Source organism: Streptomyces sp. NPDC029292 (assembly GCF_055569295.1).
Genome location: NZ_JBVHXR010000039.1, coordinates 38,584 through 50,504, shown reverse-complemented (window position 1 = coordinate 50,504; position 11,921 = coordinate 38,584). Strand labels below are relative to the sequence as shown.

10 protein-coding genes are annotated in these 11,921 nt (G+C 71.2%); 7 read left to right on the top strand and 3 right to left on the bottom strand.

The features are described 5' to 3' along the window. Positions 1-291: 291 nt before the first annotated feature. Positions 292-1,680, top strand: coding sequence for a dihydrolipoyl dehydrogenase (lpdA, locus tag ACZ4WS_RS45860; protein ID WP_467989861.1), 1,389 nt, complete (start codon positions 292-294; stop codon positions 1,678-1,680). A 110-nt stretch (positions 1,681-1,790) separates the two neighbouring features. Next, positions 1,791-3,584: a 2-oxoglutarate dehydrogenase, E2 component, dihydrolipoamide succinyltransferase gene (gene sucB / locus ACZ4WS_RS45855; protein ID WP_467989859.1), complete on the top strand. Its 1,794-nt coding sequence runs from the start codon at positions 1,791-1,793 to the stop codon at positions 3,582-3,584. Between the two features lie 61 nt (positions 3,585-3,645). Here sucB and ACZ4WS_RS45850 read toward each other — a convergent pair whose 3' ends face one another. After that, positions 3,646-4,326, bottom strand: coding sequence for a hypothetical protein (locus ACZ4WS_RS45850; protein WP_467989857.1), 681 nt, complete (start codon positions 4,324-4,326; stop codon positions 3,646-3,648). A 277-nt stretch (positions 4,327-4,603) separates the two neighbouring features. On the opposite strand from ACZ4WS_RS45850, the gene ACZ4WS_RS45845 reads away from it, so the two are divergent. The 4 genes from ACZ4WS_RS45845 (at position 4,604) to ACZ4WS_RS45830 (ending at position 9,981) form a co-directional block, all read left to right on the top strand. Further along, positions 4,604-5,227 (top strand): GntR family transcriptional regulator, encoded by a 624-nt coding sequence (locus ACZ4WS_RS45845; RefSeq protein ID WP_467989855.1) that lies wholly within the window; start codon positions 4,604-4,606, stop codon positions 5,225-5,227. 295 nt (positions 5,228-5,522) lie between these two features. Further along, positions 5,523-8,225 (top strand): pyruvate dehydrogenase (acetyl-transferring), homodimeric type, encoded by a 2,703-nt coding sequence (gene aceE, locus ACZ4WS_RS45840; protein WP_467989853.1) that lies wholly within the window; start codon positions 5,523-5,525, stop codon positions 8,223-8,225. Between the two features lie 162 nt (positions 8,226-8,387). Beyond that, positions 8,388-9,359 (top strand): helix-turn-helix transcriptional regulator, encoded by a 972-nt coding sequence (locus ACZ4WS_RS45835; protein ID WP_467989851.1) that lies wholly within the window; start codon positions 8,388-8,390, stop codon positions 9,357-9,359. Positions 9,360-9,462: 103 nt separating this feature from the next. Beyond that, the gene (locus tag ACZ4WS_RS45830) at positions 9,463-9,981 is read left to right on the top strand and encodes a DUF4240 domain-containing protein (RefSeq protein ID WP_467989871.1); all 519 of its coding nucleotides are present in this window, start codon (positions 9,463-9,465) and stop codon (positions 9,979-9,981) included. 22 nt (positions 9,982-10,003) lie between these two features. On the opposite strand, the gene ACZ4WS_RS45825 is transcribed toward ACZ4WS_RS45830, so the two are convergent. After that, positions 10,004-10,234, bottom strand: coding sequence for a hypothetical protein (locus tag ACZ4WS_RS45825; protein ID WP_467989849.1), 231 nt, complete (start codon positions 10,232-10,234; stop codon positions 10,004-10,006). 211 nt (positions 10,235-10,445) lie between these two features. Between ACZ4WS_RS45825 and ACZ4WS_RS45820 the strand changes: the two genes are divergently transcribed. Further along, a complete protein-coding gene (locus ACZ4WS_RS45820; RefSeq protein ID WP_467989847.1) occupies positions 10,446-10,775 on the top strand; it encodes a carboxymuconolactone decarboxylase family protein in 330 nt (109 codons plus the stop codon). On the opposite strand, the gene ACZ4WS_RS45815 is transcribed toward ACZ4WS_RS45820, so the two are convergent. Further along, positions 10,741-11,793 carry an Lrp/AsnC family transcriptional regulator gene (locus ACZ4WS_RS45815; protein ID WP_467989845.1) on the bottom strand — a complete coding sequence of 351 codons (1,053 nt, stop codon included), beginning with the start codon at positions 11,791-11,793 and terminating at the stop codon, positions 10,741-10,743. The genes ACZ4WS_RS45820 and ACZ4WS_RS45815 overlap by 35 nt on opposite strands. Between the last annotated feature and the right edge of the window lie 128 nt (positions 11,794-11,921).

Below are 11,921 nucleotides of genomic sequence, written 5' to 3'. Positions count from 1 at the left end.
CCCCCCCCCCCCCCCCCCCCCCCCCCCCCCCCCCCCCCCCCCCCCCCCCCCCCCCCCCCCCCCCCCCCCCCCCCCCCCCCCCCCCCCCCGCGCCCCTTCGGCTCACTCGCCACGGCGGAGAGTGCGACGTCTCACACACCGGCCCGGCGTCTCGAACGCCGCCGACAAGTGCGAAGATGGGTTCTCGGCAGGACAGGGCCCCACCACAGGGCCGAGAAAGAGCGGCCGGACACCAGCCGCCGACCGGTCACTGACGACCGGCGTACGGCGCACATGCATGGAGGACGTGACGTGGCGAACGACGCCAGCACCGTTTTCGACCTAGTGATCCTCGGCGGCGGTAGCGGCGGTTACGCCGCGGCGCTGCGCGGAGCGCAGCTGGGCCTGGACGTCGCCCTGATCGAGAAGGACAAGGTCGGCGGTACCTGCCTGCACCGCGGGTGCATCCCCACCAAGGCTCTGCTGCACGCGGGCGAGATCGCCGACCAGGCCCGCGAGAGCGAGCAGTTCGGTGTCAAGACCACCTTCGAGGGCATCGACGTACCGGCCGTCCACAAGTACAAGGACGGCGTCATCTCGGGCCTGTACAAGGGTCTGCAGGGTCTCATCGCGTCCCGCAAGGTGACGTACATCGAGGGTGAGGGCCGTCTGTCCTCCCCCACCTCCGTCGACGTCAACGGCCAGCGCATCCAGGGCCGCCACGTGCTCCTCGCGACCGGCTCCGTGCCGAAGTCGCTGCCGGGCCTGGAGATCGACGGCAACCGCATCATCTCCTCGGACCACGCGCTGGTCCTGGACCGCGTCCCGCAGTCCGCGATCGTGCTGGGCGGCGGCGTCATCGGCGTCGAGTTCGCCTCGGCGTGGAAGTCCTTCGGCACCGACGTGACGGTGATCGAGGGCCTCAAGCACCTCGTCCCGGTCGAGGACGAGAACTCCTCCAAGCTTCTTGAGCGCGCGTTCCGCAAGCGCGGCATCAAGTTCAACCTGGGCACCTTCTTCTCGAAGGCCGAGTACACCGCGAACGGTGTCAAGGTCACCCTTGCCGACGGCAAGGAGTTCGAGGCCGAGGTGCTGCTCGTCGCCGTCGGCCGCGGCCCGGTCTCGGCCGGTCTCGGCTACGAGGAGCAGGGCGTCGCGATGGACCGCGGCTACGTCCTGGCCGACGAGTACATGCGGACGAACGTCCCGACCATCTCCGCCGTCGGTGACCTGGTCCCGACGCTCCAGCTCGCGCACGTCGGCTTCGCCGAAGGCATCCTGGTGGCGGAGCGTCTGGCCGGTCTGAAGACCGTTCCGATCGACTACGACGGCGTGCCCCGGGTGACGTACTGCCACCCCGAGGTCGCCTCCGTGGGTATCACCGAGGCCAAGGCCAAGGAGATCTACGGCGCGGACAAGGTCGTCGCTCTGAAGTACAACCTCGCGGGCAACGGCAAGAGCAAGATCCTCAACACCTCGGGCGAGATCAAGCTCGTCCAGGTGAAGGACGGTGCCGTGGTCGGCGTCCACATGGTCGGCGACCGTATGGGCGAGCAGGTCGGCGAAGCCCAGCTGATCTACAACTGGGAGGCGCTGCCCGCAGAGGTCGCCCAGCTCATCCACGCCCACCCGACGCAGAGCGAGGCGCTCGGCGAGGCCCACCTGGCCCTCGCGGGCAAGCCGCTGCACTCGCACGACTGACCGGCCGACCGGCTGACTTTTCAGCCACGGGCCGAACCCAGTCACCGCGTCGCAGTTGGGCGCGACGACGACCACAGACTTCCGCACATTCGTAAGGAGCAACAGAAACCATGCCGGTTTCCGTAACCCTTCCGGCGCTCGGCGAGAGCGTCACCGAGGGCACTGTCACCCGCTGGCTGAAGGCCGAGGGCGAGCGCGTCGAGGCCGACGAGCCGCTGCTGGAGGTGTCGACCGACAAGGTCGACACCGAGATCCCCTCTCCCGTCGCCGGTGTGCTCGCCTCCATCAAGGTCGCCGAGGACGAGACGGTCGAGGTCGGCGCCGAGCTCGCCGTCATCGACGACGGCACGGGCGCGCCCGCCGCCGCCCCGGCTCCGGCCGCCGAGCCCGCCCCCGCGGCCGCTCCCGCCCCGGTCGCCGAGGCCCCCGCGGCTCCGGCCGCCCCGGCCCCCGCCGCCGCTCCCGCCGCCCCGGCAGGTGGCGCCACCGGTACCGACGTCGTGCTGCCCGCGCTGGGCGAGTCGGTCACCGAGGGCACCGTCACCCGCTGGCTGAAGGAGGTCGGCGAGGAGGTCACGGAGGACGAGCCGCTGCTCGAGGTCTCCACGGACAAGGTCGACACCGAGATCCCGGCGCCGGTCTCCGGCGTCCTGCTGGAGATCGTGGTCGGCGAGGACGAGACCGCCGAGGTCGGCGCGAAGCTGGCCGTCATCGGTGCGCCCGGCGCGGCTCCGGCCGCCGCCGCGCCTGCCGCTCCGGCTGCCCCCGCCGCCGCTCCGGCGCCCGCTCCGGCCGCCCCGGCCCCCGCGGCTCCGGCCCCCGCGCCGGTCGCCGCCGCCCCGGCCCCGGTCGCTCCGGCCGCCCCGGCCCCGGTCGCGCCCGCCGCTCCGGCTCCCGCGCCGGTCGCCGCGCCCGCCCCCGTCACCCCGGCCCCGGCTCCCGCCGCGACCACCGGTGACGACGGCGCCTACGTGACCCCGCTGGTGCGCAAGCTCGCCGCCGAGAACGGCGTCGACCTGGCCGCCGTCAGGGGCACCGGCGTCGGCGGTCGTATCCGCAAGCAGGACGTCATCGCCGCCGCCGAGGCCGCGAAGGCCGCCGCCGCCGCTCCGGCTCCGGCCGCTGCCGCTGTGACTGCCGGAGGCCACGCCGCCAAGAAGGCCCCGGCCCTCGAGGTGTCCCCGCTCCGCGGCCAGACCGTCAAGATGACCCGCATCCGCAAGGTCATCGGCGACAACATGGTGAAGGCCCTGCACGAGCAGGCCCAGCTGTCCTCGGTCGTCGAGGTCGACATCACCCGCCTGATGAAGCTCCGCGCGCAGGCGAAGAACTCCTTCGCGGCCCGCGAGGGCGTCAAGCTCTCCCCGATGCCGTTCTTCGTGAAGGCGGCGGCCCAGGCGCTGAAGGCCCACCCGGCCATCAACGCCCGGATCAACGTCGAAGAGGGCACGATCACCTACTTCGACACCGAGAACATCGGTATCGCGGTGGACTCCGAGAAGGGCCTGATGACCCCGGTCATCAAGCACGCGGGCGACCTGAACATCGCCGGTATCTCCAAGGCCACCGCCGACCTGGCGGGCAAGGTCCGGGCGAACAAGATCACCCCGGACGAACTGTCCGGCGCGACCTTCACCATCTCCAACACCGGCTCGCGCGGCGCGCTCTTCGACACGATCATCGTGCCGCCGAACCAGGTCGCGATCCTGGGCATCGGCGCCACGGTCAAGCGTCCGGCCGTCATCGAGACGGAAGAGGGCACCGTCATCGGCGTCCGCGACATGACGTACCTGACGCTCTCCTACGACCACCGTCTGGTGGACGGCGCCGACGCGGCCCGTTACCTGACCGCGGTCAAGGCGATCCTGGAGGCGGGCGAGTTCGAGGTCGAGCTCGGCCTGTAGTCCTGCCTGCTTCGCTGGCACGCTGCCCCCGTCCGGAACTCCGGGCGGGGGTCGCGCGTTTCTAGCGCGGCTTCAGCGTCCTGTCCGTCCACAGCACCAGCGTCTCCACCCACACGTTCGGGATCTCCGTCTGGTAGGCGGGGGTCAGGTGCCGCGTCCGGTAGGCCTTGAGAACGTCGTACGTGGCGTCCAGGCAGTCGCGCGAGCCCAGATCCCCGGTCTTCGGGTCGATGCCGACGAGGAAGCCGCGATGCGCGACCGTAGCGACCATCGCGCGGGCCGCGGCGACATCGCTGGTGGAGGAGGAGGTGCAGCGGTAGCGGCTGTACGGATGGGTCGACTTCCCCGGGTAGAAGGCGTCGCGTGACATGTCGCTGAGCATCTGGGCGTACGAGCCCTGCGCGTGCCAGGCGCCGATGTCGCCGCCGGGCGGGGTGTAGAGCGCGTTGCTCGGGTTCTCCACCGCGCCGTACTCCCAGCGGTCGGTGCCCGTGACGCGGAAGCCCCAGCCGGTGTGGCCGAACTTCTGGGCGCCGTCCGGCTTGACGAAGACGCAGGCGCCGCCGGGGCCGACGGGCTGACCGGCCGAGCCCACGGCAGGTGAGGCGGTCTGCGTACCGTCGCTCGGCTGCGCCGCCGCCCCCGTGTCCATCGGCCGGCAGCCGGTGATGCCGAGCACCGTGCCGGCCGCCACTGCCGCCATCGCCCAGCGCAGCCCCCGCTTCCGTCCCCATCCGCTCATGCCGTCCCCCTGGCGTTCACGGGGGTGCCCCTCGCGGGAACCCCTGTGCCGACCCCCACGCCGTGCAGGCCTCGCCAGTTCATGGGGTGACACGGCCGTGACGCCTCCGGGCACCAGCCGGTACGGGTCTTTACAGTCGCAGCCACTCTGACAGCGTGTAAGTCTCGTCTCACCTGCATGAAAGCGCCCCCGTGCGCCTCTCACCGACCGGGATGCGGCCTTATTGTCTAAACGTCAAACGCCCTCGGGGTCCCGTACCCCTCCCAAAGGAGCCTTCATGACCGCGCCCGTCGTCCACTCGCTGCGCGAACAGATCCGCGAGCACATCGTGGAGGGGATCGTCAGCGGGCGCTGGAAGCCGGGCGAGCGGATCGTGGAGCGGCGGATCGCGACCGAGCTGGAGGTCAGCCAGACCCCGGTGCGGGAGGCGCTGCGTGAGCTGGAGTCGCTGCGGCTGATCGAGTCGGCGCCCAACAAGGGCGTCCGGGTGAGGAATCTGACGGCCGCCGACCTGGAGGAGAGCTACCCCGTACGAGCGGGTCTCGAGGCCATCGCCGCCGAGTTGGCGGCCGAGCGGCTCGCCCAGGACTGCTCGGCCCTGGAGCCGCACGTCGCGGCGCTGTACGAGGCCGACCGGCTGGCGGACGGGACCGGCCAGGTCCGGCACACCGTCGGCTTCCACCGCGAACTCGTGCGCGCCGCGAACAACTCCGTGCTCCTGCACACCTGGGAAGGCCTGGGCATCGAGGTGTTCACGGCCCTGTCGATCCGGTGGCTGGGCACCGTGCAGCAGTCGTACGCCGAGGAGCACGAGGCGCTCGTGGACGCCTTCCGCCGCCGGGATCCGCTGATCGCGGACCTGGTGAAGGCGCATGTGCTGGGCTGCGCGCCGCGGCCTTGACACAGCGGCACACGGCGGGGACACAGCGCGGGTCACAGCGGAGCACACCCGCGCTCACCTGGGAAAACCCTTCGAATCCAAGGCACCCGGTGCCTGCCGTGAAGGCACCCCGTGCCGACTTTCTCGATGTGAAGAGGTTTTCGGCGTCACCCCTTTGATCGATCATCGATCAGGGAGTTACAGTCGTCGGCGGGCTTCCACCAGAGCCCGCCGCCCTGTCCTGCCAAAGACAAAGGGCACCCCGAAAACCCCTTGCCGACGAGGGAACCCCCCTCCGCATCCGGAAGGCGGCGCAATGACCGACCCCACCGCAATCCAGCCGAGCGAGCTCGACCAGCTCCCGGACCGCGACCCCGAGGAGACTGCCGAATGGCAGGCCTCCCTGGACGCCGTCACCCAGGCGGCCGGGCCGCACCGTGCCGCGTACTTGATGCGCCGCACGCTGGAGCGCGCCGAGGGCAACGGTCTCGCGCTGCCCAAGCTGCTTGAGACCGACTACGTCAACACCATCCCCACCTCCGCCGAGCCCACCGTGGACGGCGACGAGGAGATGGAGCGCCGGATCACCGCGTGGAACCGCTGGAACGCGGCCGCGATGGTGACCCGCGGCAGCAAATACGGCGTCGGCGGCCACATCGCCACCTTCGCCTCCGCAGCCTGGCTCTACGAGACCGGCTTCAACCACTTCTTCAAGGGCAAGGAGGCCGACGGGTCCGGCGACCAGCTCTACATCCAGGGCCACGCCTCCCCCGGCATCTACGCCCGCGCCTTCCTCGACGGCCGGTTGAACGAGCACCACCTCGACCACTTCCGCCAGGAGTCCGGCGGCAACGGTCTGCCGTCGTACCCGCACCCGCGCCGCCTCCCCTGGCTGTGGGAGTTCCCGACGGTGTCGATGGGCCTCGGCCCGCTCTCCGCGATCTACCAGGCGCGCTTCAACCGCTACCTGACCAACCGCGGCATCAAGGACGTCTCCCAGTCCCACGTCTGGGCGTTCCTCGGCGACGGCGAGATGGACGAGCCTGAGTCGACGGCGGCACTCGCACTCGCCTCCCGCGAGGGTCTGGACAACCTGACCTTCGTCATCAACTGCAACCTGCAGCGCCTCGACGGCCCGGTCCGCGCGAACTTCAAGATCGTGCAGGAGCTGGAGGCCCAGTTCCGCGGCGCCGGCTGGAACGTCATCAAGTCGCTGTGGGGCAACGCCTGGGACGAGCTGTTCCAGCTCGACACCACCGGCGCCCTCGTACGCCGCCTGCGCGAGGTACCCGACGCGCAGGTGCAGACGTACCAGACCCGCGACGCCGCCTACATCCGCCAGGACTTCTTCGGCGCCGACCCGGCGCTCGTCGAGATGGCGAAGCTGCTGAGCGACGACAAGATCCTCGAGTGCTTCCACCTCTCCCGCGGTGGTCACGAGGCGCGCAAGGTGTACGCCGCGTACAAGGCCGCGGTCGAGCACAAGGGTGCGCCGACGGTCATCCTGGCGCAGACGGTCAAGGGCTTCACGCTCGGCGAGGGCTTCGCGTCCAAGAACGCCAACCACCAGATGAAGAAGCTGTCGACGGACGAGTTCAAGCAGATGCGTGACCTGCTCGAACTGCCCATCTCCGACAGCCAGTTCGTGGATGGTGTGGTGCCTTACGGCCACCCCGGCGCCGACGCCCCCGAGGTCCGTTACCTCCAGGAGCGCCGCGCGGCCCTCGGCGGCCCCGCCCCGGCCCGCCGCACGCACGCCCTCGCGCCGCTGCCCGCCTCCGCCGACAAGACGTTCGCGTCCTTCGACAAGGGCTCCGGCACGCAGAACATCGCGACGACGATGGCGTTCGTCCGCCTGGTCAAGGACCTCGTCCGCGACAAGCAGACCGGCAAGCGCTGGGTGCCGATCGTCCCCGACGAGGCGCGCACCTTCGGCATGGAGAGCCTCTTCCCGTCCCTGGGCATCTACTCGCCCAAGGGCCAGACGTACGAGCCGGTCGACCGCGACCAGCTGATGTACTACAAGGAGGCCAAGGACGGCCAGATCCTCAACGAGGGGATCACCGAGGCCGGTTCCATGGCGGACTTCATCGCCGCGTCCACCGCGTACGCCACGCACGGCGAAGCGATGATCCCCTTCTACATCTTCTACTCGATGTTCGGCTGGCAGCGCACGGCCGACCAGATGTGGCAGCTCGGCGACCAGCTCGGCCGCGGCTTCCTGGTCGGCGCCACGGCCGGCCGTACGACGCTGACGGGCGAGGGTCTGCAGCACGCGGACGGCCACTCCCCGGTCATCGCCGCGACCAACCCGGCGGCGCTGTCGTACGACCCGGCGTTCGCGTACGAGATCGCGACGATCGTCAAGGACGGCCTGCGCCGCATGTACGGCGAGGCGGCCCCGGGCGAGGACCCGAACGTCTTCTACTACCTGACGGTCTACAACGAGCCGATGCCGCAGCCCGCCAAGCCGGCCGGTCTCGGTATCGACGAGGGCATCGTCAAGGGCCTGTACCGCTTCAACACGGCGGAGTCGGCGGGGCTGTCCCCGGCCGCCAACGCCGCCCGCATCCAGCTGATCGGCTCCGGTACGGCCATCCACTGGACCCTTCAGGCGCAGAAGCTGCTCGCCGAGGAGTGGGGTGTGGCCGCCGACGTGTGGTCCGCGACCTCCTGGACCGAGCTGCGGCGCGACGCGCTCGAGGCCGACGCGGCGCTGCTGCGCGGCGAGGAGCGCGTGCCGTTCGTCCGCCAGGCGCTGCACGGCGCCGAGGGCCCGGTCCTCGCGGTCTCCGACTACATGCGTCAGGTCCCGGACCAGATCGCGCAGTGGGTCGAGCAGGACTACTCCTCGCTCGGTGCCGACGGCTTCGGTCTGTCCGACACCCGTGAGGCGGCCCGCCGCCACTTCGGCGTCGACGCCCAGTCGATCGTCGTCGCGGCGCTGGCGCAGCTCGCCCGCCGTGGTGAGGTCAAGGCGTCCGCGGTGAAGGAAGCGCGGGAGCGCTACGGCCTGTAAGGCCTGTGCTTGACGAAGGGGCGCGGTGGCTTCGGCTGCGGCGCCTCTTCGGCGTTCGTACGTTCCTGCCGCGCCTCTTCGGCGTTCGTACGTTCCTGCCGCGCCTCTTCGGCGTATCTGCCGCGCCCCTTCGCTGTCAGTGCGGCCCGGCATCATGAACGTATGCGCGCTGCCCGCCTGATCAAGATGGTGCTGCTGCTCCAGTCCCGGCCGTCGATGACCGCCGCCGAGCTGGCGCGAGAGCTGGAGGTGTCCGAGCGGACGGTCACGCGGGATGCACAGGCGCTGTCGGAGGCGGGCGTTCCGGTGTACGCGGACCGGGGGCGGGCCGGTGGGTACCGGCTGATCGGGGGTTATCGGACGCGGCTGACCGGGCTGGCGCGGAGTGAGGCGGAAGCGCTGTTCCTGAGCGGGCTGCCGGGGGCGCTGCGCGAGATGGGTCTGGAGGACGCGGCCTCGGCCGCCCGCCTGAAGGTGTCCGCCGCTCTCCTCCCCTCCCTGCGGGACGCTTCGCGTACGGCGGCGCAGCGCTTCCATCTGGACGCGCCCGCCTGGTTCAGCGAGCCCGAGACGCCCGAGCTGCTGCCCGCCGTCGCGGACGCGGTGTGGGACGACCGCCGGATCACCGCGCGCTACCGGCGCGGGGAGACCGAGGCGGAGCGGACGCTCGAGCCGTACGGGCTCGTGTTGAAGGCGGGGGTCTGGTATTTGTGCGCGCGAGTGCCGGAGCCGGGTTCCTTCCGGGTGTACCGCATCGACCGCTTCACGGCGGTGGAAGCGGACGAGGAGCGCTTCGGGCGGGACGAGGAGTTCGACCTTCCCGCGTTCTGGGATGAGCGGGCGGAGCAGTTCGCGCGGTCCATCCTGCGGGCGGAGGTCGTGGTCCGGCTGTCCCAGGAGGGCATCCGGAGACTGCCGTACGCCGTTGATCCCGCGTCCGCGCGGGAGGCGCTGTCGGCCTGCGGCCCGCCCGACGAGCGGGGTTGGGTCACGGTCACGCTGCCGGTCGAGTCGGACGAGGTCGCCCACACCCAGCTGACGGCGTTGGGGCCGGAGGCCGAGGTACTCGAGCCGGCGGCCCTGCGGGAGCGGTTCGCCCTGGACGCCGTGCGGATCGCGTCCCTCTACCGCTGAAACCCGCGGGTATCTGGCGGTTTTACCTTCGGCATGTGCACGCATAACAATCTGCGCCACTCCACGTGCGTCCCTTCCGCCCAGGGCCGATGCTGGACCAGTGATGGACGAGACGGAGTTCTGGGAGCTGGTGGACGCGACGCGCGATGCCGCCGAGGGCGACCCCGAGGAGCAGGCCGACCTGCTCGTCGAGCGGCTCATCCAATTGGACCCGGACGCTGTCCTGGACTTCGCCCGGCACTTCGAGTCCCGGTACAACCGCGCGTACCACTGGGACCTGTGGGGCGCGGCCTGGGTGCTGCTCGACGGGGCCAGCGACGACGCCTTCGACTTCTTCCGGTGCTGGCTGATCGGCCAGGGCCGGGAGGTCTTCGAGGGCGCGGTGCACGATCCCGACTCGCTCGCCGACCTCCTGGACGACTTCGACGAGGAGGTCGACGGCGACGGCGAGGAGCTGGGCTACGCGGCGGACGAGGCGTACGAGCAGCTCACCGGCGTCGTCGCCCCCGACCTGGGCGTCCCGCCCGCGCCGCCCGAGCCCCCGGGCACACCGGCCGACTTCGAGAACGAGTCGGCTCTCGCGGAGCGCTATCCCAAGCTGTGGGAGCGGTTCCGGGACTGACCGTCCTTTGTTCCGCCCCGGCTCAGGCCGACGCTCGCCTGCGGCTGATGTCCGCCGGGATGTACGCCTGCGTCTGGTCGGCCTTGACCGCGTGGTACAGCGGCGCCGCGTTGGCCTGGTCGAGCGCGGACGCCGTGACCGCCGCCGGGCCCAGGATGACCGTCGCCACCGCACAGACGACCGTCCACGGGCTGCGCGCCGCCGTGGCCCAGCCGGGCGTCTTCTCCGTGGTGTGTGTACGACTGCTGCTCATGATCCCCACCTCCAGTCGGCTTCTGCGAAGACCGTAGGACCCGTGGCTCTGGGGAGTCTGTGAACCAGCTGCGGCGTGACTGTGGCTGCCGTCGACGCTGAGAGTCACGCGGTCGCCGCGCGCTCCAACTCCTTTGGCGGCGCTGCCTGGTGCCGTGCTTCCTTCGCTGTGTCGGCGGATATCGTCGGGAGCCCGCCCCTGTGAGGTCCCCGTGGCCCGTAGGCCGTATCCCGACCGGCCCGCGGACGCCCTGGCCCGGCTCCCGGTCCCGCTGGACGCCTTCCGGATGATGTCCCATGCCCCAGACCTGACCGGACCCGCCATCGTCCGCGTCGACCGAACCCTCGACCCGTCCGAACTCGACGCCCTGCGCGGGCACTTCACGGCCCGGGAGACGGTCGAGATCATCATGGTCGCCGGGTATTACGTGCTGCCGGCGGGCCTGATGAACGGCCTCGATGTGGACGTGGACCCGTCGGGCGACCAGTTCCTGGGTCTGGCGAACATCAGGGACGACGTACCGCCAGGTGCTCCTGACTGACCCGCGTCGCCGTCCGCGCCCGCCCCCGGTCGTCCAGCAACTGCCCCATCCTCTTGACCGTACGCAGCCCGGTGAGCCAGCGCACCACCCGCACCCGGGGATAGCGGTCGGTGAGCATCGCGGCGAAACGGTGGCCGTCGGCCAGGGCGGGCAGCCACATGGTGACGATGAGGTCGGCCTCGCCCACGCAGGCCGCGGCGAGGCGGACGTCGGGCAGGACGGTCAGCGAGCGGGCGACCTCGTCGAGCTGGTCGGCGGGCATGCGGAGCGCGACGGTCGTGGGGACCGGCCAGCCCACCACCTCCCAGGCCAGGTCGCAGCGGACGGCGATACGGCGGGAGTCGAGGAGTCGGCCGAGGCGGCGGCGTACGGTCGGCTCGCTGATCCCGGCGGTCTCGGCGAGCGCGGCGTACGAGGCGCGGCCGTCCCCGGCCATCGCCGCGACGATGCGCTCGTCGGCCTCGTCCAGGAGCGTGCTCGGCGGCTGTGCGAGCGCGCTCGCGGTGCGCGGGGCGGTGAGCGCGCCAAGCCGCCGCACCTGGTCGGGGCCGAGCGTCCGCAGCCGCCATTTGCTGCCCTCCCGGTGCAGCCGGGTCACCCAGCAGGTGCTGGAGGTCAGCAGCCCGTCGAGCCGGGTGAACGAGCCCAGCATGTAGTCCGCGAAGGCGTGCCGGTCGGCCGCGCCGATCGTGACGAACAGGTCGCCGTCGCCGGAGACGATCTCCACCGAGAGCACTTCGGGGTGGGTGGCGAGGCGTTCGGCCGTCTCGGTCAGCATGCTCGGCGTGCAGGCGGCCGTGACCAGCCCGTTCACCGGGTCGCCATGCTGTCCCGCGAGGTCCGGGCGGTACGCCGTGACCCAGGCCAGGCCCTCGCCGCTGAGCCGCTCCCAGTGCCGGGCGGCGGTCGACGGGCTGATGCCGAGGACCTGGCCGATCACGCTCCAGGGCGCGCGGGGGCTGATCTGGAGCGCGTGCAGCAGCTGCAGATCCAGTTCGGAGACAGTGACGGATTCCATCGCCATGAACGTAACAGCTGACGGATTTCGGCCAGATTCCGGGCGGGTTGAGCGCGGTGTCACACGGTGTTCCGCAATCCCGCCCCCACCGGTGACCGCCCGACCCTCCGCACTCCCTCAGCCCAGGA

Excerpts from the sequence above, each read along its gene's own strand:
- ACZ4WS_RS45835 (WP_467989851.1), top strand. The coding sequence starts at position 8,388 with ATGCGCGCTGCCCGCCTGATCAAGATGGTGCTGCTGCTCCAGTCCCGG.
- ACZ4WS_RS45845 (WP_467989855.1), top strand. The coding sequence starts at position 4,604 with ATGACCGCGCCCGTCGTCCACTCGCTGCGCGAACAGATCCGCGAGCAC.
- ACZ4WS_RS45850 (WP_467989857.1), bottom strand. The coding sequence starts at position 4,326 with ATGAGCGGATGGGGACGGAAGCGGGGGCTGCGCTGGGCGATGGCGGCA.
- ACZ4WS_RS45825 (WP_467989849.1), bottom strand. The coding sequence starts at position 10,234 with ATGAGCAGCAGTCGTACACACACCACGGAGAAGACGCCCGGCTGGGCC.
- sucB (WP_467989859.1), top strand. The coding sequence starts at position 1,791 with ATGCCGGTTTCCGTAACCCTTCCGGCGCTCGGCGAGAGCGTCACCGAG.
- aceE (WP_467989853.1), top strand. The coding sequence starts at position 5,523 with ATGACCGACCCCACCGCAATCCAGCCGAGCGAGCTCGACCAGCTCCCG.
- ACZ4WS_RS45815 (WP_467989845.1), bottom strand. The coding sequence starts at position 11,793 with ATGGAATCCGTCACTGTCTCCGAACTGGATCTGCAGCTGCTGCACGCG.
- ACZ4WS_RS45830 (WP_467989871.1), top strand. The coding sequence starts at position 9,463 with ATGGACGAGACGGAGTTCTGGGAGCTGGTGGACGCGACGCGCGATGCC.